Below are 26,286 nucleotides of genomic sequence, written 5' to 3' on the forward strand. Positions count from 1 at the left end.
TTAGGACTCTATCCGCTGGTCTTCGAGAGCCGAGAATCCACGGGCTGTCAAGGCGGCGCGGAGTTCCTCGCGGTCGTCCAGCGCGAGATTGACCCCCTGTACTTCCTGCCAGACCTCATGCCCCCTGCCAGCAACGAGGATTGTGTCCTGAGGGCGGGCGAGTTCAACTGCCTGCCGTATGGCCACATCGCGGGGGGAGCTCTCCATAATGGCGCAATCCAGCCCTTCTGCTTCTTTCGCGGCTGCCGCACCGGCTAAGACATCGCTCCGGATTGCGGCTGCATCCTCATCGTGGGGGTCGTCATCCGTGACTATGACGATGTCCGCGGACCGCGCCGCAATGGCACCCATGGTCGGCCTTTTGCCTTTATCCCGTTGCCCCGTTGCCCCAAAAACCACGATAAGACGTGCGTCAGGAGCAGACGGGCGTAACGCCTCCAGGGCTCGTGAAAGGGCATCGGGGTTATGAGCAAAGTCCACGACGGCGGCCGGCGACGTCGATACCAGCTGCATGCGGCCCGGAACAGAAGTACTGAAGGGGTCGGCAGCGTCCAGCGCCTCCTGCAGCCGTTCCTGGTTCACTCCGGATTGGAGCACCATGATGGTAGCCAGTGCCGCGTTGGACACGTTGAAGGTGCCGGGCAATCCTGTGTGCACCCGGATCTCCCTGCCGTCCCGGTGCTGGAGCGTAAAGCCTGTGCCGAGCCTGCGGGGTACAGCCTCTGCCACGTTCCAGTCAGCTGCGGCGGGCCCCTGGCCCACCTGGGTGGAGAGCGTGACGACCGGGATATCGGCCATTCTCGCGAGCCGCCGCCCCCACTCATCGTCCACCGTGATGACAGCGGCCGCGGCGTGTTCGGACGTGAACAGCTGGGCTTTGGTGAGGAAGTATTCCTCCATGGAGCCGTGCAGGTCGAGGTGATCCTGCGTGAGGTTTGTAAACCCGGCCACGTCGAAGATGACGCCGTCGACCCGGTGGAAGGAAACGGCGTGGGAGGAGACTTCCATGGAGACTGCCTCCAGGCCGCGCTCCCGCATCAATGCGAGGAGCGCATGCACGTCGGTGGATTCCGGGGTGGTGAGCAGGCTGGGGATGGGATCGCCGCCGGCAAGAATCTCAATGGTCCCGATCAGCCCGGGCGTCATGCCAAGGCTTCTGAGGAGGGCATTGATGAAGTAGGTCGTCGTAGTCTTGCCGTTGGTACCCGTCACTCCAAAAAGCGCGGGCGAGCCCTCGTTGCCTGCGCCGTTCCCGTAGACGCGAGCAGCAAGCGTGCCCACCAGCGAGCGGGGGTCCTGTGCAATCAGCACTGGCACTTCGATGTCCGTCGACAGGGCAAGTTGGCGCGCACCGGCGTCGTCCGTTATGACAGCCACGGCTCCGGCGGAGACGGCCTGCCCGACGAAGTCGGCGCCGTGCCGGGTAGCACCCGGCAATGCCACATAGACGTCTCCCGGTTCTACTGACCGGGAGTTGAGGGAAATGCCCGTGACGGCGATGGACCCCAGAGCCTCGGGGACAACCACGCCGATTTCCTCCCCGAGGCTTCCAAGTGCCACGTCGCTGACGGAGGAGGGACGGAAAGAGCCGCGTGTGGTGTTGTGCCGGCTTGGGTCGTCCGGATCTGTGTTGTCCCGAGCGGGAGCATTCTGGCCGGTGTTGGCGGCATGGGCATTGAGCTCTGACAAGTGGATCTCCGTTGGTGCTAGTTGATCACACCCCGGCGAGAGAGTGTGCCCCCAAATACATGCGGTTGTGGACGTGCTACTTGGCGTACTGCGGCAACCTGGCGGGCTCGCCGGTGGATGGCGGGACGTTGTAGGTCCGCAGCGTCTGGCTCATTACGGAACGGAACACCGGACCGTTGGTGATTCCGTAGATGCTGCCCTTGGGCCGTTGCAGGACCACTTCAACAATAAACCGCGGATTGTCCATTGGCGCCATTCCGACCATGGACGCTGTGTAGCCGCAGTAGCCTGACTTGCCATCGTCACAGGGTGACTCCGAGGTTCCGGTCTTGGCTCCCACGCGGTAACCGTCGATGGCCGCATCCTTGATCTGGCCCTCGGTTACGGCGCTCTCGAGGATGTCCCGGATCTGTTGGGCTGTTTCCTTGGAGACGACCTCCCTTGCCGGTTTGGCGGGCACCTTTTCCTCAGTTCCGTCAGGACTGAGGTAACTGTCAATCAGCCTTGGCTGCAGCATCACGCCGTCGTTGGCGATCGCCTGGTAAGCGCGGACGGTCTGAAGAGTGGACTGCGAGACCCCCTGCCCGAACAGAACCGTGTACTGCTGCCGGTCATCCCATTGGTCAGCAGGGGTCAGGATACCCTTGGCTTCTGCAGGCAATCCGATGTCAGGAGCCTCGCCGATGCCGAACTTCTTGAGCCAGTCGTAGCGTTCCTGCTTGGTCAGCCGCTGACCGGCCATTACTGTTCCCGTATTCATGGACCAGCCGAGGATTCCGGCCAGCGTCCGGTCCTCGGTGCCGTGGTCAAAGGAATCGTTGAACGTCTGCCCGTCTACGCTGTACGACGGCGGAATGGTGAACTTTTCGAGGGGGCTGGACTTACCTTCGTCGATGAGTGCGGCGGCGGTAATCATCTTCTCCACTGAACCCGGCTCATAAGCCGCGGTAACGGACCTGACACCTCGGTCTTCGGCTGCCACCTTCCCCGGGTCGTTAGGATCGGGGGCATTCGTATCAGCCATCGCCACGATGTTTCCGGTCTTGATATCCAGGACTGTGAGGACTCCCCATTCTGCGCTGAGCTTGTCAGTCTGGCTTTGGATCGCCTGCTGGGCAAAGTACTGGAGGTCTGAATTGAGGGTGAGTTTGATGTCCTTGCCGTCCTGGGCAGGGGTGAACTGGTCCACCCCGACGGGAATCCTCAATCCATCGGCTCCGATTTCGAAGAGCCGCTTGCCCGGAGTTCCTTTCAGGATCTCGTCCTGCGTCTGCTCCAGTCCGGCCTGCCCTGTTGTTCCGTCTTTGAGGAATCCGACAATTCCACCAGCCACCGACCCGTTCGGATAGACACGTTTGCTGGTTCCTTCGGCTGCGATTCCAGGAATCCCCAGCTTGGAAATCCTGTCTTCGACATCGGGCTTCAGATCCTTGGCCACAATGTAATATCTCCGATCGCCCGTGAGTTCCGCTTTGAGCTCCTCTGAGTCCCTGCCCAGTACGGCGGCGAGCTCGGAGATGCCTTGGTCCCGGGATACCTCCACGTACTTTTCTTCGCCGTTTACGGTTTCGAGGCGGGGGAACGAATCAGTTTTGGTGTTGAGCTTCTGGTCCACAACCAGGTTGTAGCGGATGACACTGCTGGCCAGGACAGTGCCCTTGGCATCGAGAATGCTCCCGCGCTCAGCAGGCAGCACGGTGGGCTTGAGTCTGTTGTTCAGCGCGGCTTGGGCCAGTCCCCCCGCATCAAGGCCCTGAACCAGGAACAGCTTTCCACCTACCACAAGGAGCAGCGAGAGCATCAGGCCTAGACCCAACCGCAGGCGCCTGGTGGGGCTCGCCACTTTCCTGGCTGCCGGTTTGCCGCTGCTTCGCGCCACAATCGAATCCTTGCTGGTTACCGTGGGTGGACTGGGCTGCCTCTGGCCGGGATGTTCTACTGGCCGGGTGTCTTCTGCTGCGGTGCCGGCACCGATCCCCCGTGAAGCTTTGCCTCGGGAGCGGCAGCTACCGGAGCAGGAGGCGTTACGGCTGGGACGGGAGGTCCTGCTGCGGCAGGGGCCGCAGAAGCGGAACCTGCTGCATTTGACGCATCATCCGGTTTCCGAACGGCGAGCGGCTCATTCGCACTCGCAGGCGGAACGACGGCCAGCTGACCGGCGACTGCCGGGGCGGCGATAACGGCGCCGGGATTTGCCCCCTTGACTGCTGGCAGTGCCTTTCCGGTGACAGTCAGGTTGGACAAGTCGATCTGGCCTTTGCCGGACGAGGGGACCATGCCCAGTTCCGTGGCCTTCGCTGCCAGGTTCTGTGGAGCATCGTAATTCTGCACCTGCTGTGTCAGATCCTGGTTCTGCTTCATCAGGCTGGACTGCTCGCTTTTGAGCTGCACCAGTTGATACTGCGATGTCGAGACCTGGATGTTCAGCACAAGGACCACCATGAGGGCAGCGGCCAACAACGCGAAGCACAATACGACAAATGGGGCGCGTCGTTTGGACGGTACGGAGCGCACCACGGACAGGGGCGTCCGGGATTTGGTTCCTTGGCCGGGTTTGGGCCCGGTCAGCGTGCGGGGGGTCAGGGCATGGGCAGAGCTGCCGGAGACAAGTGGAAAGTTCTTGGCTGCTGCGGTGCTCATGCTGATCTCCTGGCTCTGATACGTTCTACTGCACGCAGCCTGGCTGAGGCCGCACGCGGGTTCTCGGCTATCTCATCGGCAGTGGGCACCTCTGTGCCCTTGGTCAGGGTTTTGAGCTCGGGTTTGTGCTGTTCCAGCTCGACCGGGAAGCCGAGCGGTGCTGACGACTTCGACCCTGCCTGAAAGACAGCTTTTACGATTTTGTCCTCGAGCGAGTGATAGGACATCACCACCACACGTCCCCCCACGGCAGTCGCTTCCACAGCGGCGGGAACAGCACGTTCAAGCACTTCCAGTTCCTCATTGACTTCAATGCGGAGCGCCTGGAATGTTCTCTTCGCCGGGTGACCCCCTGATTTCGCGGCGGCCGAGGGCACCACAGAGCGGATTTGTTCGACCAGTTGCCCTGTGGTCTCGAATGGCCTCTCTGCCCGGGCGGCAACGATCCGATTGGCAATCCGGCCTGCAAATTTTTCTTCGCCCCATTTGCGGATGATCCGGACCAGATCTTCTTCGCTGTAGCCGTTGACGATGTCAGCTGCGGTCTGTCCACGGCTGGTATCCATGCGCATGTCCAGCGGAGCGTCAAAGGAGTAGGCGAACCCGCGCTCCCGTTCGTCGAGCTGCAGCGACGAAACTCCCAGATCCATCAGGATCCCATGGACTTCCACCACCCCAAGGTCCTGCAGAACTTCAGGAATCTCGTCGTAGACGGCATGGACGAGGTCAGTGCGTGAGGAGAAGGACTTCAGCCGCTCACCTGCAAGGGCGAGTGCCTCTTCGTCCCGGTCTATGCCAATCAGGTGGAGGTCGGGATAGCGCTGCAGCATCGCTTCCGAGTGCCCGCCCATCCCAAGGGTTGCATCAATCGCGATAGGAGTTTCACCGCGGCGGCGTGCTGCTTCGAATCCAGGGGCAAGCAAATTGATGCATCGGTCCCGCAGGACCGGCACGTGCCGTTCGGACGTCGGTTTCGCCTGGTCTGGATCAGTCATACCTTCGTCCTTCCTTGCCATGGTCCCTGCGTGTGCTCCTTGAGCCAGATCCCCATCCGCGCCTATCGTCCTGTCCGCCTGGCTTCGGGGAAGTAAGCCAGGAGGACCATCCGATGGGCGGCTGGAGATCTCGTCCAAGAAACGTGATCTGGTCACTCGAGCCCGGGAGCCCAAGCCAAGGACTCAGAGAATTCCCGGAATGGGGTCGTCGGTTTCCGAGAAAGAGGTTTCCTTCTCAGCCAGGTACTCATTCCAGGCCTGGGCATCCCAGATCTCTGCGCGGGATCCGGCACCAATGACTGCCAGTTCCCTGCCGAGACCTGCATATGCCCGAAGCGCGGGAGGAATAGTCACGCGCCCCTGCTTGTCAGGTACCTCGTCCGAGGCTCCAGAGAGAAAGACCCGGATGTAGTCACGAGCCTGCTTGGAGGAGATGGGCGCCTCCCGCATTTGCTCGTGAATTCTTCCGAACTCACGCTCACTGAAGACGTAGATGCAGCGTTCCTGGCCTCGAGTGAGAACCAAGCCGCTGGCAAGTTCCTCGCGGAACTTCGCTGGGAGGATGATCCGCCCCTTTTCGTCCAGACGTGGTGAGTGCGTGCCAAGAAACACCTGGCCCCACCGCCCGTCTGTCGTCGGAAGCTGCACGTCCCCTGTGCTGCCACTACCCTCTTACATCCTCCACTTTACTCCACATTCCCCCACAGTCAACGCAACACGGCGGATCTTGCAGGGCCCGTCCAGGGCAACTTCCGCAGAAATCCGAGGTTTTTCATGTCCGGGAGAAGTGGAGGGACAAAGAGCCCTTCCGGAGGCAGGAGGCCTTAAAAGCAAAAGGACCCGGCTATGCGGGTCCTTTATCTTGCCTTTGCGCCACAGCGCAAAACGCGGTGTGGGGGAAAGTGGGGAATCAGCGATTCATAGTCACGAGTCGCCGCGTCGCCGCTCGTCCCACCTTTCTTCCAGGCCATTCATGAATGAGCTGCGGGGCTTTCCCGGCTTTCGGCCTTGACGGCCCTTCGCGCTGCCTCCGGTCGATCTCCGCATGGTGGCGAAATAAACGCCCGCCCCCATCACGACGAACCCCAGGACCCCGACGAAGATAATCTGCACTGAAACGCCGATTAACAGCAGCAAAACACCGGCAAGGGTAGCCAGCACGCCAATTACCATGTGCCGGGTAGACCATGTTCTGCCAGGATCCGAGCCCATGGAACTGGCAAACTTGGGATCGTCCTCATGCAGCTGCTTCTCCAGCTGCTCCAGCAGCTTCTGTTCGTGCTCCGAGAGCGGCATCACGACCTCCTTAAGTCGGCCAGCGTCGGGACTGTTCGCGGCCCTTGCCTCTCATCCCACAACGTCCAACGTGCGTCTGAGGTTCCCGGCCACCTTCTGTGGTGAATTCCGGGAACATCAAGTTGGTCGAGGGGGCTGTCGTTGGGTTCAGGCTGAGAGTTCAATATGTCCAGACGTTCGAAATCTATGTACCTCTAAGGATAGTTTGTTGGGCTCGGTTCTGAAAGATACCGGCGGAGCGCCTGTGGTATTTGCAGGCGTCCGGCAGTGCCGATCAGCGCGGTTGATCCTTGGATCCAAGGAGCCGGGCCGGGAGGAGCGATTTATTGCCAAATTTCCCGGTCACCCTGTCCAGTGCCTGCTCGGCGGAACGCCAGTTGTCTTCCCGCCGGTCCAGGCTGAGTTGCAGTGCCGTCTGCCCTGTTTCCTCGAGGTGTTCGGCGCGCACCCCTATAAGCCGGACGGACATGGGGCGGTTGCCGAGAGAATCCAACAATTGACCCGCTACACCATAAAGAAGTTGGGCACTGTCAATGGGTGTGGTCACGCTGCGGCTGCGGCTAATGGTGGAGAAGTCAGCAAACCGGATTTTCAGAGCCACTGTCCTGGCCACTAAACCCGCACTGCGCAGTCTCGCGGCCGTCCGGTGGGAAAGCCTCAGCAACTCCCGCCGCAGCACTGCGTCGTCGGCGGTATCTTCGGCAAAAGTTTCCTCAGCGCCTATGCTCTTTTCCACTCTCACCGGGGTTACCACTCGTGGGTCGATTCCCCAGGACAAACGATGGACGTGCTCTCCGGATGCTCCCAGGACCTTTTTGAGCGATTGCACGGGGGTTGCCGCGACGTCAGCGACTGTTCGGATGCCCATTCTGGCGAGGACTTCGACTGATTTCGCTCCAACTCCCCACAATGCATCTACGGGGAGGCTGTGAAGATACGGGATGGTCTCCTCCGGCAGGATAAGGAGGAGTCCGTCCGGTTTGCATCGGGTGGAGGCAATCTTGGCAACGAACTTACTGGCTGCAATTCCGACGGAGGCGGTAATGCCCAGCTCCTCCCTGACCCGGCGTCGGATAAGTTCACCGATATCCCGGGGTGAGCCGAGACGCCGGATGGCACCCCCTACATCCAGAAAGGCCTCATCGACGCTCAGCGGCTCCACAAGCTGGGTGATGGATTCGAAGATTCCCATCAACTCTGCTGAGACTTCGTAGTAGAGCTTGTGACGCGGCTCGATGATGACCGCACGGGGACACATTCTCTGCGCCACAACCATGGGCATGGCGGACTTGACACCAAATGAGCGGGCCTCATAGGAGGCTGACAACACAACCGACCTGTCAGCGGGATGCCCGACAATCACCGGCTTTCCCACCAGTTCAGGCCGGCTGCGGAGCTCGACAGAGACAAAAAAGGCATCCATATCGACGTGCATAATGCTGCTGCGCCGGAGTTCCCGAAGAGCTGCTCCGGGCGGCTGAGGGTTGTTGTCCGGCACCACAGCTCAATCCTAGTCCCGGGGACTGACTAAACTGGAGGCTGAATCCGGCGTCGACCCTAGAAGGAGTACCTGTGAAGGGTATGGGAAAGCTGAAACCAACAGGCCTTGCACTATTGGCTGCCGCAACACTGTTTGCCACGGCTGCGTGCACTCCCACGGCTCCCGGTAACGGCTCCTCCCCCGAGCCCTCCGCCTCGAAACAAACCGCCACGTCAACCGGATCGTCCACAGCGACGGCATCCGCTCCGGCCTCACAGGATCCCTCGGCTTCGCCGTCGCCATCGGCAACGGTCGGAGCCCTTGTGGAAGGTTTTCCCTCGAAGCTGCTGCCCCTGATGCCTGGAGCAAAAGTGCTTTCGAGCAGTTTCGATAAGACGGGCACTCCCGCGACGGCGGCCATGGTCGGCAGTGTTGGGGCCCCGGCCGCTGATGTCCTGGCCTTTTACACGAAGGAGCTGGAAGCGCAGGGCTTCAAAGCGGTCCCCGGCGAGTCGGTAGAAACTGTAGCTTCCAAGGACTTCCTCAGGGGTGAGAACGAAACGATCAACGTGGCCGTGGTTCACAATGGAGGGGTCTCAACGTTCACGATCGGCGCCAACGTCTCCCCTGAGTCTGCCAAGTGACCACAGCGGAACAGCTGCGGCTGGAGCAGACGGCCTTTGTCGCCGCCGTCGCAGGCAAGCTAAATGACTTCCTGAGCTCGCGTCAAAGCATCATGTCCACTATTTCCCAGGACATCGACCCGCTCATGGGCTCCATCGCTAACCTGGTGACGGGCGGCAAACGGCTGCGGGCACTGATGTGTTACTGGGGCTGGCGCGGGGCCGGCGGAAAGGCCTCTGCCACGGAAGTTGTCACTGCCGGATCGGCCCTCGAGCTGTTCCAGGCCGCTGCCCTGATCCATGACGACATCATTGACCGGTCGGATACCCGGCGGGGCGGACCCAGTGTCCACCGCCGCTTCAGTCAATTGCACGCGGATCAGGGCTGGTCGCTGGACAGCGAACGCTTTGGGCACGCCGCGGCCATCCTCACCGGTGATCTCTGCTTGTCCTTCAGCGAAGAGTCGTTTACAGACATCGGGGAACGTGCTGCGTCGGGAAGCCAGGCCCGGCTGATCTTCAACCTGATGCGGGCTGAAGTCATGGCCGGTCAATACCTGGACATCCTGGAAGAAGTAGCCGGTCCGGTGCGGGACCGTGCGGGTGCCGTGACGCGGGCCCAATCAATCATCAGGTTCAAATCCGCCAAGTACTCCACCGAACATCCGTTGGCGCTAGGTGGAGCTCTGGCCGGAGCTTCGGAGGAATTGCTCCGCGGGTACTCCGCTTTCGCTCTCCCGCTGGGAGAGGCATTCCAGTTGCGGGACGACGTCCTGGGCGTCTTCGGGGATCCGGTTACGACAGGAAAACCCGCCGGGGACGATCTGAAGGAAGGCAAACGGACTGTCCTGGTCGCGTTCGCCTTGGATCTGGCCACGCCTCAGGAGTCGGCTTTTATTGATTCACGCCTTGGCCGGCCGGATCTCACTGATGAAGACGTTGCAGAAATCCGACGCATCATTGTTGACTGCGGAGCCCTGCAGGCAACCGAGGTGCTTATCGACGAGTTTGGTGCCGCAGCCTTTGCCGCTTTGGATCTGCTCCCCTTGGAGGACCTGCCCAAAACCGCACTGCGGAAACTCGCAGAAGCCACCGTCAGCCGGGCGGCCTGAGCAGAGTTTCACCCAGGCTGCACCGGCCTCGAGGCCAGTTACCAGGCCATAGTCTGGGCCCGGCGGCGGATTTCCGTCTTCCGGCCTTCGCGAAGCGCGTCAATCGGCCGGCCACGAAGGGATTCGTCAGGGGTGAACAGCCAGGTAATTAGCTCTTCGTCTGAATATCCGGCGTCAGACAAAACGACGATAGTTCCCTTCAGGCTTTCAACGGCGTGGCCGTCCTGAATAAATGCCGCAGGAACGGACCGGATTCGTCGATCCCCGACTCTTAGGGCGGCCAACGCCTTTTCATCGAGCAGGCCATGCACTTTGGTAATTGACACATCAAGCAGCTGCGCCACATCGGGCAAGGGCAGCCATTCGCCTACGAGGCTTTCTACATTACTCACGGATCAAGGTTGCCACGGCTGGAGGTACTGCGCCTAGTCAGTAGGCGCCTGATGTGGCACCGAGGCACTGCTCTTTCCCGCGACACTCCCAAAATGCCAGTGATACCGAAATTTCCACAATTCTTGTGCTAACTGACAATTTATGAGAGATTCACATTGATCACATCAGTAACAGAACTATCATTAGTCACATAGGTCTCATCAGCAACACAAAAGGGCACTCGCAGTATTTCGCCGCCTAGAAGAGGATTTTCCCAATGACGACGTTCCGATCGCCAAAGCAGCACCCCCGGCCAAGCTTGCCCATGGTGGCGGCGACAACTGCAGCCCTTCCCGCCGTCGTACTTTCATCCTTGGCGATGGCCCAGCCGGCCACTGCGGAAAATCGCCCCAAGGCCGTCCCCGCAACCCTTGCCGCCGCAATGCAGGCGCGTGCCGTTGCCCTGCAGACGGAAGTCTCAGCAAAAGCTGCCACCATTCCCGCCGCTGCTGTGTCCACCGCGATGCCGTCTGCATTCCGCCCGATGCAGCAACAGGCTCCGGCCGAGTACACGGTCGCCAAGGGTGACACGATAAGTGCTATTGCCCGGCGGTACGGCCTGGATACCAATGCTGTTCTCAAGCTGAACAATTTGCAGGCCAACACCGTCATTTATCCCGGTCAGAAGATCAAACTGGGCGGCTCTGCATCGCCTGCGTCCGCACCAAAGGGTGACGCAACGGCCGCTCCGGCTCCTTCAAGCGGGGGGAGTGTGTATACGGTCAAGCCAGGAGACACTCTCGGCGCCATCGCTGCACGGCACGGCGTCAAACTCTCCGACGTTCTTTCCTGGAACGGGCTGAACATGGGCTCCATCATCTACCCCGGCCAGAAGATCAAGATCGGTGGGGCCGCGCCGTCACCGTCTGCTCCTGCCCCTGCTGGAACTCCGGTTGCCACACCGGCTCCTTCAAGCCCCGGCTCCTATACCGTCAAGTCAGGCGATACGCTGTCCGCCATCGCAGCCAAGCACAATGTGAAGCTTTCGGACCTCCTTGCAGCCAACAAGCTGACAATGACCAGTGTCATCTATCCGGGCAACAAGCTGGCTATTCCGGGGTCGGATGTCCAGCCGGTAGGAAGCGTTACACCCCTGGTGCCCAGCACGTTCCTCGGCTTTACCTATCCCCCGGCTGTTGTGGACTCCGCCAACAAAAACAAAGCCCTCCTCAACGCCTCTCCAGTCCCGTCAAGGGAACAAATGCGGTCCATCGTGGCAGATACTGCCCGGCGGATGGGCGTGGATCCTTCGCTTGCCCTGGCCTTCGCCCACCAGGAGTCAGGATTCGACCAGCGGGCAGTGTCACCTGCCAACGCCATCGGCACCATGCAAGTCATCCCGTCATCCGGGGAGTGGGCGTCGGATCTCGTGGGGAGAAAGCTGAATCTGCTGGACCCCTATGACAATGCCACCGCAGGAGTGGCCATCATCCGTCAGCTGATCAAGACCAGCAAGGATCTTGACCACGCCATAGCCGGCTACTACCAGGGTCAGTACTCCGTCAGTAAGTATGGAATGTACGAGGACACCAAGAGTTACGTTGCGTCCATTAAGGCTCACCGAAAGAATTTTTCCTAGTTCCGCCAGGATCTGATGAGCCCCGTGGGCAGTTCAGAAAGGGTTCGGGTCGCATGTCGATTCGGACCCTTTCTTCGCACCAATTAGGATCGTAGGGTGCAGGAACATGGGTCGGGCAATCTCGTAGGAACGCTGGTGGACAATCGCTACCAGGTAAAGTCCCGGCTGGCGCGCGGCGGAATGTCCACGGTTTACGTGGCAACTGACCAGCGGCTGGAGCGGGATGTCGCCCTGAAAGTGCTCCACCCGCACTTCGTCAGCGACGACACTTTTCTGGACCGGCTCGCGCGTGAAGCCAAAGCAGCCGCAAAACTGTCCCACCCGCACGTCGTCGGAGTTCTCGATCAGGGAACGGACGGCCAGATTGCCTACCTGGTCATGGAATACATCAAGGGCCATACCCTGCGCGATGTCCTGAATGAGAAGGGCGCCCTCTCCCCCCGGCTGGCGTTGGCACTGATCGATCCGGTGGCTGAAGGATTGGCCGCCGCCCACTCGGCAGGATTGATCCACCGCGACATCAAGCCCGAAAACGTGCTGATAGCTAACGACGGTCGCATTAAGGTCGGCGACTTCGGACTTGCCCGGGCGGTCACGACGTCGACCAGCACCGGAACCCTTATCGGCACCGTGGCCTACCTGTCTCCCGAGCTTGTATTGGGAAAGCCTGCCGATGCCCGCAGCGACATCTATTCAGTCGGGATCATGCTCTACGAGATGCTCACGGGCAGACAGCCATTCGAGGGCGATGTTCCCATTCAGGTGGCCTATCAGCATGTCCACGGGACAGTCGAGGCGCCGTCAGCCCAGGTTCCCGGCCTGGCATCGGAAGTGGATGAACTGGTCCAGTGGTGCACCGCAGGTGACCCGGAAAACCGGCCTGTGGACGGAAATGCCCTGCTGTCCGAATTACGGCACATCCGCACCAATTTGAGCGATGCGGAACTGGATCTCCAGCCGCCGGCTGCACGCAAGGACAACGCCGCCGCATCAGGAGTGAAGGAACCAGGCGCGCGGCAAGAAGCAACGGAAGTGGTTATCGGTGCCGCGGAACCGACGGAAATTATTGCCCGTGCCAATAATCCCACCACGGTACTTCCAGCCAACATTGCACCTGCTGCGCTCCAAGCCTCCCGGCCCGTCGGGTTACCTCAGGATCCCGAACTTCCTCTGCGGCCGCTGGGCAAGCGGGAGCAAAGGAAGCTGGAACGGGACGATGAGCGCGCCCGCAACCGTGCCGCAGCCACTCCCGTCCGCAGCTTGCGGGAAGGGGATCCGCGGCGCCGGGGAGCGCTGTGGATCGTTGTGCTGGTCATTGCGGCTGTTCTGGCTACGGGGGCTGGCTGGTTCTTCGGCATGGGCCCTGGTTCGCCGGGCACCATCCCGGACGTGGCCAACAAGACAGTGGCCGAGGCGCAGCAGCTGCTTGGCACCGCAGGGTTTCAGTCGAACACCAAGGACGTGTTCGACGACGACGTGCCTTCCGGTTTGGTGGTGGGATCCGACCCTGAAGCCGGACGGGAGATCAGAAAATTCCAGCCGGTCGCCCTCTTCGTCTCCAAGGGACCCCAGCTGTTCCCCCTGCCGGAGATGACAGGAAAGTCATTGGACCAGGCAAAGTCAACGCTCAATGAGGCCGAGATGGCCCTGGGTCCCGTCACCGAGAAGTTCGACGAAACCGCCCCGGTCGGAACAGTCCTGGCGCAGGACCCCGCCCCGGGAACTGCCGTCAAACGGGGAACGCCTGTCAGTCTCACCGTCTCCAAGGGCCCCCAGCCCATCCCTGTACCGGATGTCAGGGGGAAATCCCAGGACGAGGCCGTGAAGACTCTTGAAGCAGCTGGCCTGAAGGCCGTTATCGCAACTGAGACAGTGAACGACAAAAACGTACCCAAGGGAGCCGTAGCCGCCCAGGCACCTGCCTCCGGAACGTTGACCAAGGGGCAGCCCGTAACGCTCACTGTTTCCAAGGGACCGAAGCTTGTGGAAGTACCAAGTTTCATCGGCAAGCAGGCCGACGACGCCCGAAAGGCCCTTGAGAAACTGGGCTTCCAGGTTCGCGTCAACAACATCCTTGGCGGATTCTTCGGCACAGTAAGGGACCAGGACCCGGTTGAAACCGAAGTCCCCGAGGGCTCCGTGGTCACACTCACCGTCGTCTAACCGGCGTCGTCGAGTCAAAGCCCCTGACGGCGTGCGCCCGCGGTAGGCGATAGTACAAAGCCCCCGCCGGCTTTGACGCAAGCCGAGACGGGGGCCGTGCGGAGTACTACCGCTTAGACAGTGAACCCGCTACAAGGAATGCCATCTCGAGGGACTGCATGTGGTTCAGCCGGGGATCGCACACGGACTCGTAACGGTCCAGGAAGGCTTCCTGATCGATCGGGTCTGCTCCACCCAGGCACTCCGCGACGTCGTCGCCGGTCATTTCAACATGGAGGCCGCCTGGAATGGTCCCAAGGCTGTGGTGCACTTCGAAGAAGCCGCGGACCTCGTCAATGACGTCGTCGAAGTTGCGTGTCTTGTAGCCGTTGGGAGACGTGACCGTGTTCCCGTGCATGGGGTCCGTAACCCATAGAACCTGAGCGCCGGAGGCCGTAACCTTTTCGACCACTGCAGGGAGCTTTTCGCGGATGTTCCCTGCGCCCATTCGGGTGATGAAGGTCAGCCTGCCCGGCTCCCGGTTAGGGTCCAGCTTGTCGATGAGCCTCAGGGCGTCATCACCGGAGGTGGACGGACCAAGCTTTACGCCGATGGGGTTACGCACTCTCGACAGGAAGTCGATATGGGCGTGATCAAGCTCGCGGGTACGCTCACCGATCCACAGGAAGTGAGCAGACGTGTCGTACGGCAGCCCGGTCCTTGAATCGATGCGGGTCAGGGCCCTTTCGTAGTCGAGGAGCAGTGCCTCATGGCTGGCGAAGAACTCCACACGCTTGAGGGCCTCGAAGTCGGCACCGCAGGAGGCCATGAACTGGATTGCCCGGTCGATGTCCCGCGCGAGGGACTCGTAGCGCGCGTGCGCGGGGTTTTCAGTGAATCCCTTGTTCCAGTGGTGGACCAGGCGAAGATCTGCAAAACCGCCTTGGGTGAAGGCCCGGATCAGATTCAACGTCGAGGCGGACGTGTGATAGGCCTTGAGCATCCGGCCGGCATCGTGGCCGCGGGACTCGGGCGTGAAATCATACCCGTTGACAATGTCCCCGCGGTACGCCGGCAGGGTGACGCCGTCGCGCGTTTCATCGTTGGACGACCGGGGCTTGGCGAACTGCCCGGCCATGCGGCCCATCTTGATAACAGGGAGCGCAGCACCGTAAGTAAGCACAACAGCCATCTGGAGAATGGTTTTCACCCGGGCACTGATCTTGTCTGCCGTCGCTGCCTCGAAGGTCTCAGCGCAATCCCCGCCCTGGAGAAGGAACGCCTTACCTTGGGCCGCGGCAGCCAGCCGCTCACGAAGGATGTCCACTTCGCCGGCGAAAACCAGAGGTGGCAGGACTGACAGTTCACGGACCGAGGCGTCGAACACGGCCTTGTCCTGCCAACTGGGCTGCTGGGAAACCGGCAGGTTCCGCCAGTTGTCCAGTCCCGGATAGTCAGCAGCGCCGCTCTGGGCGGTGGCTGTCATCGCGCTCCCCGGCAATGATGCGCCGGAAAAAGGTACGCCGGCAACAGTGGCTCCGGCAACAGTGGCTCCGGAAACAGTGGAGGCAGATTTTGAAGATAGCTCAGTCACACTACAAGAGTAGTTGCCGCTGAAGTGATCGGGGCACAGCAAACGTCATTCGCACCGAGAGTACCGTCACACTTTTGCTTCGCCGGGTGTGCTGTCGTCGGTTCCATCGCCCTTGCCGTCATTCTTGCCGTCACTCTCGCTGTCCACAGCGTCGGCTGCCGTGTCGGCCGCAGTGTCGGCCGCAGTGCCATCTGCAGTGCTGTCCAGCATGCCGTCGTCGCTCTTTTCCCTGGCCTTTGCCGCGAGCGCAAGTTTCACGGTGGCTGCGTACTCATCCACGTATTCCTGGCCGGAAAGCCGCATCAGCTCATACATGATCTCGTCCGTGACGGAGCGCTGAATTAACCGGTCGTCCTCCAGGCCGTAGTAGCGACTGAAATCCAGCGGCTCCCCGAAAATCATGCCGATGCGGCGGATGTGCGGCATTCTTTTGCCTATGGGCTGCACTTTGTCCGTGCCAATCATGGCAACGGGGATGACCGGAACCTGCGCCTGCAGCGCCAGTCTGGCGACACCCACCTTGCCTCGGTACAGCTTCCCATCGGGGCTGCGGGTGCCTTCAGGGTAAATCCCCAGGAGCCCGCCACGGGTCAGGACATCCATCCCTGCGTTGAGGGACAGCGCGGAGGCTGCGCCGCCTGACCTGTCCATGGGCAACTGGTTGGTAAGCCGGAAAAACAACGCGGTCAGCTTGCCCTTGAACCCGGTACCCGTAAAGTACTCCGATTTGGCCAGGAAAATCACGGGCCGAGGAACCATCAACGGCATGAAGATAGAGTCGGAAAACGACAGATGGTTCGAAGCCAGGATTGCCGCGCCTTCGTGGGGTATGTTGTCCAGACCCTTCACCCAGGGGCGGAACAGCAGCTTCAGAACCGGACCCAGAAAGATCCTTTTCATGACCCAATAGAACACGTGTCGTACCTCTCCGGAGGGCAGCCGGCCAACCCTGCTCCGGGCGTGACCGGGACTTCAGTGCAACCCTACTCTAGTGAGATTTGTCCCCAACAGTGACACGATGGGCACATGACAGAAAGCAGCAATCCGCCGGTGCCGGCGGCTTTTAGCTACCAGGGTCACGGCCCGAATGCGAGAATCGGCATTGCTATCTGTCACGGCTTCACAGGCAGCCCGCTCAGCGTCCTGCCCTGGGCCGAGCACCTCGCCGCGCAGGGCTTCGCAGTCTCGGTTCCCCTGCTTCCCGGGCACGGTACGCATTGGCGGGACCTTGCACGATCCGGCTGGCGGGACTGGTACGGCAGCTACGAGGCCGCTTACCTTGAACTGGCGGCCCGCACGGAAGCCTGTTTCGTGGCTGGGTTGTCCATGGGCGGTGCCATCGCCCTCTTGGCGGCCTCCCGCCACACGGTGAAAGGTGTTGCGGTAGTTAATCCCGGCTTGAGTTTCTATGACCGCCGGGCCCGGTATGTGGGCATCCTCAAGTATTTCCAGCCCACCACCGTTCCGATTGAAGAAGAGAACCCGACGGCGGCAGCAACCCAGGACGGCGACTACTCCCGCACACCCCTCGCTGCCGTGCACCAGCTGAGGAAGCTTTTCACCTCCGCTATCAGGGGGCTGCCCCGGATAGCGGCACCTGCATTGGTGTTCAAGTCCGAGAAAGATGTTGTGGTGCCGCCCTCTTCACTCGAGATGATCCGACGCCGTTTGGGGACAGACCGGTTGGAGGTGGTCCCTTTGACAGGCAGCGGCCATGTGGCAACCCTGGACGTTGACGCCCCTGTGATCTTCGAACGGTCAGTGAAGTTTTTCTTGGAGAACGCGGCCAAGGAAGTATCCTCGGAGACATCATGAGCAGCTTCCCGGATCATAGCCCGTTCGTCAGCCCCTTCACAGGTCTTGGACCTCGAGTGGGCGTTGCGCTGTCGCACGGCTTCACTGGAAGTCCCCATGCAGTGCGCGCCTGGGCCAAAGCCCTGGCTGAACAAGGGTATGCCGTCCGGATTCCCCTGCTTCCGGGTCACGGAACAAGCTGGCAGGAGCTGGCACGGACGCGCTGGCAGGCCTGGCATGCTGCCTACGATGAGGCTTATCGCGAACTCGCCAGCGAATGCGACTACGTCTTCACAGCCGGACTGTCCATGGGCGGAGCTTTAGCGCTGCGTGTCGCCGCGAAACGGCCGGTGGCCGGCACCATCCTCGTTAATCCGGGGCTCGTCATTGACGATCCGCGTGCTCCGATTGCCGGCATTCTCAAGTTCGTGCTCAAGAGCACCCCTGCCATTGCCAATGACATTCTGAAACCCGGGATAGATGAGGGCGCATATGCCCGGACACCTGTGGCCGCCGCCCACGAGCTGAACAGGATGTTCAAGGACACCGTGAGGCTCCTTCCGAGGATCACGGCCCCTGTCCGCGTGTTCCGCTCCACGGTGGACCATGTGGTCTCCGATACCAGCATTACTGCGCTAAGGCGTGGGCTGACGCATGCCCCCTTGGAACTGACCGTGCTGGAGAACAGCTACCACGTGGCTACCCTTGACAACGACGCCGACAAAATCTTCCGGGGCTCCGCTGCTTTCATCCAGGACGTCCTCACGACTTCCGGAGAGCGGGCATTTCCCGGCGCACCCGAAGGGCAGCTTCCATGACAAAACCTGATGCCAACTCGCCGGATCCGGGCACCAACCCGGACGACGCCGCGTGGCTGGATCTTGTATCAAGGCTGGAGCATGGTGACCCGGAGCTGCCCAAGAGTACTGGCAATGAAGGCACCGGATCCACACGTCCGTTCAGCGACTTTGACCCGCTGGGGCTTTCCGGCAGTGCACCAACGGAGCCATCCGCCGCGGAACGCCAACTGGCGGCCGGTGATCCACGGAACCAGCCAGATGCCGACCCTTTGGAGCCGGGTGGCCCCCGGGACTATGAAGTAGAAGACGAGGATCATGGTTTCGTACCGGAAGAGCCGCCGAGCCTTGCCGGCGTCGATCCTTTGACCATGCTTGCTTGGGCAGGCGCCATAGGCGGACCGGTTGCCTTGTTGCTCGCAGCCATGTTCTGGCGTTCCGCACCGCTGCTGGCGGTTCTGGGGATCGTTGCCGTGTTCGTTGTTTCGGTGATTTACCTGATCATGAAGCTGCCCACCGACAAAGACGAGTACGACGACGGCGCCCGCGTCTAGTTAGATACCAGCACCTTGGTTAGTTACCAGCGCTTGTCCAGTACTAGCCGTGCATGCGGCTGCTGACCCGCGATAGGTCGGCCGCACCAATCAATCCGGCGTTGGGCCCAAGGGCAGCAAGGGCAATTTCTGCGGCAGGGCGGAATCCCCGGCCGGTGAGATTCCGGGCGAAGGCTTTCCGCGCTGGCGCCACCAACAGCTCACCGGCGTCGCACAGGCCTCCGCCAATCACAAACTTCCCCGGATCGAGTGCCGCAGCCAGGTTCGCCAAGCCTAATCCGAGCCACTCCCCCACGTCCTCCAGGAGTTCCCGGGAGGTTGCATCGCCGGATTTAGCCAGCTCGGTAACGACGACGCCGGTGATGTCCTCCACTGCGCCGTCGACTGCCTTTAAAAGTTCCTGGGCCACTGGGGAATTGGCAGCCGCGAGTTCCCGTGCCTCGCGGCCCAGGGCATTCCCGGAAGCATACTGTTCCCAGCAGCCCCGGTTTCCGCACTCACAGCGGTGGCCGCCCGGCATGATGATCTGATGTCCGAACTCCCCCGCTACGCCAAACCGTCCCCGTTCAACCCGGCCGTCCATCACCATTGCCCCGCCGATTCCTGTTCCCAGCGTGATGCAGACCAGCCGGCTCTGGCCTTGGCCTGCGCCGAAGCGCCATTCAGCCCAGGCGGCAGCGTCGGCGTCGTTGGTCAGCAGAACGGGGCGCCTGAGGAGCCTCTGGAGGTTCTCCCTTACGGGCTCATTTCGCCAGGCGAGATGGGGACTGAAGAGCACCGTCCCGCCGTCGAGGTCCATCCAGCCGGCAGCCCCGATGCCCACCGAACGGATCCGGTGGCCTTGGCCCAGTTCTTCCACCAATTCGACGATCACATGCTCGACTGCCCGTGGGTCGTTTCCGGGAGTGGAACGTCGTGCCTGGCTGAGGATCCTGCCCTCCGCGTCGACCACTCCGGCCGCCACCTTGGTTCCCCCGATGTCCACACCGATGGCCAGGCCCCGACGTCCCAGCCTCAGGTGTTCCCGCAGGCCAAGGCCGGAGATGCCCGGAAGGACGGAATCCTGGCGGTACGGCTTCGGACTCCGCCACGCTGCCGTCCTGCGATAGGGTCTGGACGAGGGGGCGGGCGGGACTGAGTGCATGGGTCCACTCTATTAGCCCTCATCCAGCAGCGTGCGGACCACGCTGACCCCGGCGGTCATGGCGTTAATCATAAAGTTACCCGCCAGTAGGATAAATAGGGCCCACTCTTGAGGGCCGCGTATTAGTCTTAGAGCACCCCCTTGCGGGCTTATGGATATCAAAGGAGCTATCGTGCGCGAATACAGTGTCCCGCCCCTGGTGAATGTGCCTGCCGAAAGCAACATCACCGACCTCGTGCTGCGTCAGGCAGCCAAGGCATCGAACCCCGCGCTGTTTTCGCGCCTCGACTCGGCGGGGCAGTGGCAGGACGTCCGGGCAAAGGACTTCCTGACCGACGTTTCCGCCCTTGCTAAGGGCCTTATCGCCAGCGGAGTAGGCGCCGGGGACCGCGTAGGAATCATGTCTCGTACGCGGTACGAATGGGCTCTGGTTGATTTTGCCATCTGGTTCGCCGGTGGCATTTCCGTTCCCATCTATGAGACGTCATCGCCTTCGCAGGTAGCTTGGAACCTGGGTGACTCCGGAGCCGTGGCAGCGTTTGGTGAAGCGGCCCACCACGAGGACATCATCAGGCAGGCGGTCTCCTCCGAGGGCCTGACGGCGCTCACACACGTATGGCAGCTTGAGGGCCGTGGCCTTGACGAGCTCCGGGCGGCTGGCACCGGCGTGAGCGATGAAGACCTGGAGGCCCGGCGCAGCCAGGCACAACTGAGCGATATCGCCACCATTATCTACACCTCAGGAACAACCGGCCGGCCAAAGGGTTGCGAGCTGACCCACGGCAACTTCGTGGAGCTTTCGGAGAATGCACTCGCCACCTCGCTGAGCACGATCGTGAACGAGAACGCCAAGACGATCATGTTCCTGCCCCTGGCGCACGTCTTTGCGCGGTTTATCTCCGTCCTGGCCGTGGCGGCCGGTGTTACCGTCGCCCACACTCCTGACATCAAGCACCTGCTCCCCGACCTCCAGAGCTACCAGCCCACCTTTATTTTGGCCGTGCCCCGGGTTTTTGAGAAGGTATACAACTCCGCACTGACCAAGGCCGAGGACGGCGGCAAGGGCGCCATCTTCCACCGGGCCGCGGATACGGCCATCAAGTATTCGCGTGCCAGGCAGGAGGGCTCCGTTGGTCTCGGGCTCAAACTCCAGCACGCACTGTTCGACAAACTCGTTTACAGCAAGCTCCGGGCAGCGATGGGCGGGCACGTGGCGCACGCTGTCTCGGGCGGTGGCCCGCTCGGTGAGCGTCTGGGACACTTCTTCCAAGGCATCGGCCTTCAGATTCTTGAAGGCTACGGTCTCACGGAGACCACCGCCCCCGTCTCGGTCAACACCCCGGATCTCATTAAGATCGGCACTGTAGGCGTGCCGATTCCGGGAAATACGGTGAAAATTGCCGATGACGGCGAAATCCTCGTCAAGGGCGTGTGCGTTATGCGCGGTTACTACAAGCGTGAAGACCTGGCTGCCGAGACCTTCGTGGACGGCTGGTTCCGCACTGGCGATATCGGCCAACTCGATGATCAGGGATTCCTGACAATCACCGGACGCAAGAAGGAAATCATCGTCACGGCTGGGGGCAAGAATGTCGTTCCGGCATTGCTCGAGGACCAGATCCGGGCCGATGCCCTTGTGTCCCAGGTCCTTGTAGTGGGTGACAACCGGCCGTTCATCGGAGCCCTGGTGACCCTGGATGAGGAAGCACTGCCAGGATGGCTCCAGCGCCATGGCCTGCCCGCGACCACGACGCTCCAGGAGGCAACCGAGAATCCGGTGGTCAGGGCTGCTGTCCAGGAATTGATCAACCACGCCAATGGCTCGGTCTCGCAGGCCGAAGCCATCAAGTCGTTCCGGATTGTTCCCTCGGACTTCACGGAGGCGTCAGGGCACCTGACTCCCTCGATGAAGGTGAAGCGGGCACAGGTCATGAAGGACTTCGATTCCGTGATCGGCGAAATGTACGCCGCTCCCCGCCCGACTCACGCCTAAAGGGGTAAGTTCGCGCGTAAAAGCGGTCAGTCTGCGCAGGCCTTGGGGCCTGCGCAGACTGGAAACCTACTTAAGCGGGACGCAGCTCAGCTCTGCTGAAGCTCCTCAACTACCAGCGCGGCCAGTTCGACTGCAGCCGCCCTTGTGGCAGGCCGAAGTTGGCGAAGGTCGATTCTGGATCCTTCTGCCAGGTGACGGTCGTGGGGAATCCGTACCACGTTTTTGACCCGGGACAGAAAGTGCTGTTCTATCTCGTCCACGTTGACCAGGGTCCCGGCACCGGCAGCCATGTTGATCACCACCGTGGCCTTGGCCACCAGGTCATGTCGTCCATGGGCTTCAAGCCAGGACAGCGTTTCGGACGCAAGCCTGGCTTCGTCAACGCTCCCGCCTGAAACCAGCACAACAGCATCGGCTTTTTCCAGGGTTCCCTTCATCACGGAGTGAACCATGCCAGTGCCGGAGTCGGTCAGCACGATCGAGTAGTAGCGCCCCAGGATGTCGGTGACTGCCCGATAGTCCGCGTCGTCGAACGCATGGGCCACCATCGGGTCCGCATCGGAAGCCAGGATGTCCAGGCGGGAACCGTGGTGACGGTTGTCTTACCGACACCGCCCTTGCGGGAGAGCACAGGAACGTAACGCGTTCTCTCCCCGAGGCAGTGGGGGCGGTCCAAGAACCACCCCCACAGTCTTCCGTCAGCCCCAGCCTAACCCGTACACCCTCCGGATTGGGGCCCTGATTCGCTGTTGGTCTTTACTCGACGACCAGCAGCAAATCCCCGCCTTGAACCTGCTCGATGCTGTTGATCGCGACGCGTGACACGGTACCAGCCAGCGGAGTGGTGATCGAGGCCTCCATCTTCATGGCCTCGATGGTTGCAACGGTATCGCCGGCCTTGACCTCGTCCCCCGGCTTGGCAGTCAGAGTCACAGCGCCGGCAAACGGAGCCGCTATGTGCCCTGGCTGAGAAGTGTCCGCTTTTTCAGCTGCCTTGACGTTGCTGACAACCGAACGGTCGCGGACCACAACGGGCCTGGATTGGCCGTTCAACGTACACATCACCGTCCGCATGCCCTTTTCGTCAGGCTCCGAGACTGCCTCCAGGGAGGCAATCAACCGCACGCCCTTCTCCAGTTGGATCACATGCTCTTCGCCGCGCTGCAGGCCGTACAGGTAGTCACGCGTATCCAGGACGGACAGGTTGCCGTAGCTTTCGACGCTCTTGAGGTAGTCCTTGGTCGGTCCCTCAAAAAGGAGCCTGTTCAGCGTCTGTTGGCGGGTCCGGGAATCGGATTGCAGAGCCGCGCTGTCCGCGGCGCTCAGGTCCGCATCCCTGACCTTGATGCTGCGCCCCTGAAGTGCCTTGGTTCGGAAGGGTTCGGGCCAGCCTCCTGGCGGGTCACCGAGCTCGCCGGAAAGGAACCCGATGACGGAGTCGGGGATGTCGTAGTTCTGCGGGTTCTCGTTGAAGTCCGCAGGGTCTGCATTGAGGCCCACGAGGTGCAGCGCAAGGTCCCCGACAACCTTTGAGGACGGTGTCACCTTGACGAGGCGCCCGAGGATTCGGTCGGCGGCGGTGTACATGTCCTCGATGGCTTCGAAACGCTCACCAAGCCCCAAGGCCATTGCCTGCTGCCGCAGATTGGAAAGCTGCCCGCCTGGAATCTCGTGCTGGTAGACACGTCCGGTGGGACCGGGCAGTCCCGACTCGAAGGGCGCGTACACCCGACGAACGGCTTCCCAGTACGGTTCCAGCGAGCTCACCTTGGCGAGGTCCAACCCGGTATCGCGCGGAGTGTGGGCGAGGGCCGCCACGAGTGCTGACGCTGAGGGCTGGCTTGTTGTTCCCGCGAGCGACGCAGAGGCGACGTCCACGGCGTCGACCCCTGCTTCCACTGCCGCCAGCAGCGTGGCGAGCTGGCCGCCAGCGGTGTCATGGGTGTGCAAGTGGACCGGGAGGCCGAAACGTTCCCGGAGCGCCGTTACCAGGCGTGCAGCAGCGGCAGGACGCAGCAGGCCTGCCATGTCCTTGATTGCCAGGATGTGGGCGCCGGCATCGACGATCTTCCCGGCCAGGTCCAGGTAGTACTCCAGCGTGTACAGCTGCTCATTCGGATCCAACATGTCGCCGGTGTAGCAAAGTGCAACCTCAGCAACAGCCGTGCCCGTGGCCCGCACAGCCTTAATGGCAGGAGCCATCTGGCTGATGTCGTTGAGGGCATCGAAAATCCGGAAGATATCAATACCTGTGGCGGCAGCTTCGTTGACGAACGCTACCGTTACTTCTTCCGGGTACGGTGTGTAGCCGACTGTATTCCTGCCCCGCAACAGCATCTGGAGACAGATGTTGGGCAGCGCCTTCCGGAGGGCTGCAAGCCGCTCCCAGGGATCCTCACTGAGGAAGCGGAGTGCGACGTCGTAGGTAGCGCCTCCCCAAGCCTCTACAGAGAGCAGCTGAGGCAAAAGCTCCGAGACGGCGGGCCCGGCTGCTACCAGGTCCCGGGTCCGGACACGTGTGGCCAGCAGGGACTGGTGGGCATCACGGAACGTTGTGTCCGTAACCGCTACAGGCTGCTGTGCGCGGAGTTCCGCGGCGAAGCCCTCAGGCCCGAGTTCCAGCAGCCGCTGGCGGGAGCCGGCCGGGAACGTTGACCCGGCTACGGCGGGAAGCTTGGACGCCGGATCCGAGTGGACGGTTAGCTCCCCATGGGGTTTGTTGACCGTGACGTCGGCAAGCCACGTGAGGAGCTTGGTTCCGCGGTCTGCTGAAACACGGGACTTCAGGAGCTCGGGGCGCTCATCGATGAAGGAAGTCACCACGTTACCCGCGACAAAGTCGGGATCCTCAAGGACAGCCTGAAGGAAGGAAATGTTCGTGGACACGCCTCGGATACGGAATTCCGCGAGGGATCGCTTGGCCCGTGCCACCGCCGCAGGGTAATCGCGGCCGCGGCAGGTGAGCTTGACCAGCATGGAGTCGAAGTGCGGACTGATCTCCGCGCCCGAGTAGACCGTCCCGCCGTCGAGCCTGACGCCGGCCCCGCCGGCAGAGCGGTAGCCGGTGATCTTCCCGACGTCGGGACGGAATCCGTTGGCCGGATCTTCAGTGGTAATCCGGCACTGGAGGGCGGCACCCTTGAGCTGCACGGTGTCTTGGGAAAGGCCAAGGCCGGCCAACGTTTCGCCTGAAGCGATACGCATCTGGGCCTGGACCAGGTCGACGTCGGTCACCTCTTCCGTAACCGTGTGCTCCACCTGGATGCGGGGGTTCATTTCGATAAAAACGTGCTGGCCGGCCCGCTCGCCCACTGTGTCCACAAGGAACTCAACCGTACCCGCGTTCACGTAATTGAGTGCTTTGGCGAACTTGACGGCGTCGCGGTAAAGAGCCTGCCGGATCCCTTCGTCAAGGTTCGGTGCCGGTGCGATTTCGATGACTTTCTGGTGCCGCCGCTGGATGGAGCAGTCGCGTTCGAAGAGGTGCATCACATTGCCCTCCGCGTCGGCGAGGATCTGGACCTCAATGTGACGGGGACGCAGGACAGCCTGCTCGAGGAACATCGTAGGATCGCCAAAGGCGGCGTCGGCTTCCCTCATGGCTGCCTGCAAGGCCTCCGGGAGAGCCTCGCGGGTGTCCACCCGGCGCATGCCTCGCCCTCCGCCTCCGGCCACGGCCTTGGCAAAGATGGGGAACCCGATCTCGTCCGCAGCGGCGATGAGCTCGTCAACGTCCTTCGAGGGTGCGCTGGATTTCAGCACCGGCACGCCAGCGTCCCGTGCGGCCTGGAGTGCTGCCACCTTGTTTCCCGCAAGTTCAAGGACATCGGCCGGTGGGCCTATAAACGTGATACCTGCGGCTTCGGCTGCCCGCGCCAGGTCAGGGTTCTCCGAAAGGAAGCCGTACCCGGGGTAGATCGCATCTGCTCCGGATTCCTTGGCCACACGGACGATTTCATCGACGTCGAGATACGCCCGGACGGGGTGTCCCTCTTCGCCGATCAGATACGCTTCGCCCGCCTTTTGGCGGTGAATCGAGTTACGGTCCTCATAGGGGAAAACAGCAACTGTCTTGGCTCCCAGCTCATAGCCGGCGCGGAAGGCGCGGATAGCGATTTCACCGCGGTTTGCCACCAGAATCTTCGAAAACATACTTCTCCTGCATCATCGCGGGTGTATCGGTAGGTGGTCACAGTGTCTAAGACGGTTACGTTCAAAGACAAATCATTGTGTCCGCTATCACAGAATTATCCGTCATGTCGGACTCCATCCGCAGCGGAACTGCCAGCGGATGAGCGCTGGGCAACCGGGATCGGGACTCTTCCCCGCCTCGGGGACGGCTAAAGCAGGATTTGACTCCAGGTCAACATATGATGAGTTGGGCGGCGCACCGTCGCCCCGGGCTTCGGGACACGCCGAAGC

Annotated in this window: 21 protein-coding genes; 8 read left to right on the forward strand and 13 right to left on the reverse strand. The window is 61.6% G+C overall.

Translation table 11 applies throughout. The features are described from left to right. From RIN13_RS01785 to dinB, 7 genes are all read right to left on the reverse strand, one after another. Entirely contained in the window at window positions 1–1,689 is a 1,689-nt protein-coding gene (locus RIN13_RS01785; RefSeq protein WP_375164640.1) for a UDP-N-acetylmuramoyl-L-alanyl-D-glutamate--2,6-diaminopimelate ligase, read from the reverse strand. A 76-nt stretch (window positions 1,690–1,765) separates the two neighbouring features. Beyond that, the gene (locus RIN13_RS01790) at window positions 1,766–3,568 is read right to left on the reverse strand and encodes a penicillin-binding protein 2 (RefSeq protein WP_309105614.1); all 1,803 of its coding nucleotides are present in this window, start codon (window positions 3,566–3,568) and stop codon (window positions 1,766–1,768) included. Between the two features lie 56 nt (window positions 3,569–3,624). Then, entirely contained in the window at window positions 3,625–4,329 is a 705-nt protein-coding gene (locus RIN13_RS01795) for a hypothetical protein (protein ID WP_309105615.1), read from the reverse strand. After that, window positions 4,326–5,324, reverse strand: a complete 999-nt coding sequence (rsmH, locus tag RIN13_RS01800; RefSeq protein ID WP_309105616.1) for a 16S rRNA (cytosine(1402)-N(4))-methyltransferase RsmH — start codon at window positions 5,322–5,324, stop codon at window positions 4,326–4,328. Before rsmH ends, RIN13_RS01795 begins: the two co-directional genes overlap by 4 nt. A gap of 183 nt (window positions 5,325–5,507) precedes the next feature. After that, window positions 5,508–5,936 carry a division/cell wall cluster transcriptional repressor MraZ gene (mraZ, locus tag RIN13_RS01805; RefSeq protein ID WP_247045223.1) on the reverse strand — a complete coding sequence of 143 codons (429 nt, stop codon included), beginning with the start codon at window positions 5,934–5,936 and terminating at the stop codon, window positions 5,508–5,510. 312 nt (window positions 5,937–6,248) lie between these two features. Beyond that, complete coding sequence (locus RIN13_RS01810; RefSeq protein ID WP_309105617.1) at window positions 6,249–6,620, reverse strand: DUF3040 domain-containing protein; 372 nt, start codon at window positions 6,618–6,620, stop codon at window positions 6,249–6,251. 274 nt (window positions 6,621–6,894) lie between these two features. Further along, on the reverse strand, window positions 6,895–8,055 hold the full coding sequence (gene dinB / locus RIN13_RS01815) for a DNA polymerase IV (RefSeq protein WP_309105671.1): 1,161 nt from the start codon (window positions 8,053–8,055) through the stop codon (window positions 6,895–6,897). Between the two features lie 146 nt (window positions 8,056–8,201). Here dinB and RIN13_RS01820 point away from each other — a divergent pair, with 146 nt between their 5' ends. After that, on the forward strand, window positions 8,202–8,744 hold the full coding sequence (locus RIN13_RS01820) for a hypothetical protein (RefSeq protein ID WP_309105618.1): 543 nt from the start codon (window positions 8,202–8,204) through the stop codon (window positions 8,742–8,744). Beyond that, window positions 8,741–9,835 (forward strand): polyprenyl synthetase family protein, encoded by a 1,095-nt coding sequence (locus tag RIN13_RS01825; protein WP_309105619.1) that lies wholly within the window; start codon window positions 8,741–8,743, stop codon window positions 9,833–9,835. The genes RIN13_RS01820 and RIN13_RS01825 overlap by 4 nt, the downstream gene beginning before the upstream one ends. Before the next feature lie 38 nt (window positions 9,836–9,873). On the opposite strand, the gene RIN13_RS01830 is transcribed toward RIN13_RS01825, so the two are convergent. Then, window positions 9,874–10,227 (reverse strand): Rv2175c family DNA-binding protein, encoded by a 354-nt coding sequence (locus RIN13_RS01830; RefSeq protein ID WP_309105620.1) that lies wholly within the window; start codon window positions 10,225–10,227, stop codon window positions 9,874–9,876. Between the two features lie 257 nt (window positions 10,228–10,484). Between RIN13_RS01830 and RIN13_RS01835 the strand changes: the two genes are divergently transcribed. Then, on the forward strand, window positions 10,485–11,846 hold the full coding sequence (locus tag RIN13_RS01835; protein ID WP_309105621.1) for a LysM peptidoglycan-binding domain-containing protein: 1,362 nt from the start codon (window positions 10,485–10,487) through the stop codon (window positions 11,844–11,846). Between the two features lie 96 nt (window positions 11,847–11,942). After that, window positions 11,943–14,009, forward strand: coding sequence for a Stk1 family PASTA domain-containing Ser/Thr kinase (gene pknB / locus RIN13_RS01840; RefSeq protein WP_309105622.1), 2,067 nt, complete (start codon window positions 11,943–11,945; stop codon window positions 14,007–14,009). Window positions 14,010–14,115: 106 nt separating this feature from the next. Here pknB and RIN13_RS01845 read toward each other — a convergent pair whose 3' ends face one another. Both RIN13_RS01845 and RIN13_RS01850 read right to left on the reverse strand, forming a co-directional pair. Further along, on the reverse strand, window positions 14,116–15,474 hold the full coding sequence (locus RIN13_RS01845; protein WP_309105672.1) for a class II 3-deoxy-7-phosphoheptulonate synthase: 1,359 nt from the start codon (window positions 15,472–15,474) through the stop codon (window positions 14,116–14,118). A gap of 174 nt (window positions 15,475–15,648) precedes the next feature. Further along, window positions 15,649–16,497: a lysophospholipid acyltransferase family protein gene (locus tag RIN13_RS01850; RefSeq protein ID WP_309105623.1), complete on the reverse strand. Its 849-nt coding sequence runs from the start codon at window positions 16,495–16,497 to the stop codon at window positions 15,649–15,651. A 111-nt stretch (window positions 16,498–16,608) separates the two neighbouring features. On the opposite strand from RIN13_RS01850, the gene RIN13_RS01855 reads away from it, so the two are divergent. Genes RIN13_RS01855 through RIN13_RS01865 form a run of 3 tightly spaced genes read left to right on the forward strand, consistent with a single transcriptional unit; the run spans window position 16,609 to window position 18,727 of the window. Continuing rightward, window positions 16,609–17,397: an alpha/beta fold hydrolase gene (locus RIN13_RS01855; RefSeq protein ID WP_309105624.1), complete on the forward strand. Its 789-nt coding sequence runs from the start codon at window positions 16,609–16,611 to the stop codon at window positions 17,395–17,397. Then, window positions 17,394–18,194, forward strand: a complete 801-nt coding sequence (locus tag RIN13_RS01860) for an alpha/beta fold hydrolase (RefSeq protein ID WP_309105625.1) — start codon at window positions 17,394–17,396, stop codon at window positions 18,192–18,194. The genes RIN13_RS01855 and RIN13_RS01860 overlap by 4 nt, the downstream gene beginning before the upstream one ends. Further along, a complete protein-coding gene (locus tag RIN13_RS01865; RefSeq protein ID WP_309105626.1) occupies window positions 18,191–18,727 on the forward strand; it encodes a hypothetical protein in 537 nt (178 codons plus the stop codon). The genes RIN13_RS01860 and RIN13_RS01865 overlap by 4 nt, the downstream gene beginning before the upstream one ends. Window positions 18,728–18,770: 43 nt before the next feature. On the opposite strand, the gene RIN13_RS01870 is transcribed toward RIN13_RS01865, so the two are convergent. Continuing rightward, complete coding sequence (locus RIN13_RS01870; protein ID WP_309105627.1) at window positions 18,771–19,871, reverse strand: ROK family glucokinase; 1,101 nt, start codon at window positions 19,869–19,871, stop codon at window positions 18,771–18,773. A gap of 172 nt (window positions 19,872–20,043) precedes the next feature. On the opposite strand from RIN13_RS01870, the gene RIN13_RS01875 reads away from it, so the two are divergent. Continuing rightward, on the forward strand, window positions 20,044–21,864 hold the full coding sequence (locus RIN13_RS01875) for a long-chain fatty acid--CoA ligase (protein WP_309105628.1): 1,821 nt from the start codon (window positions 20,044–20,046) through the stop codon (window positions 21,862–21,864). A gap of 86 nt (window positions 21,865–21,950) precedes the next feature. Here RIN13_RS01875 and RIN13_RS01880 read toward each other — a convergent pair whose 3' ends face one another. Beyond that, complete coding sequence (locus RIN13_RS01880) at window positions 21,951–22,412, reverse strand: hypothetical protein (protein ID WP_309105629.1); 462 nt, start codon at window positions 22,410–22,412, stop codon at window positions 21,951–21,953. Window positions 22,413–22,620: 208 nt separating this feature from the next. Then, entirely contained in the window at window positions 22,621–26,016 is a 3,396-nt protein-coding gene (locus tag RIN13_RS01885) for a pyruvate carboxylase (protein WP_309105630.1), read from the reverse strand. Window positions 26,017–26,286: the final 270 nt, after the last annotated feature.

The organism is Arthrobacter sp., assembly GCF_031179985.1.
Taxonomy (GTDB): domain Bacteria; phylum Actinomycetota; class Actinomycetes; order Actinomycetales; family Micrococcaceae; genus Arthrobacter.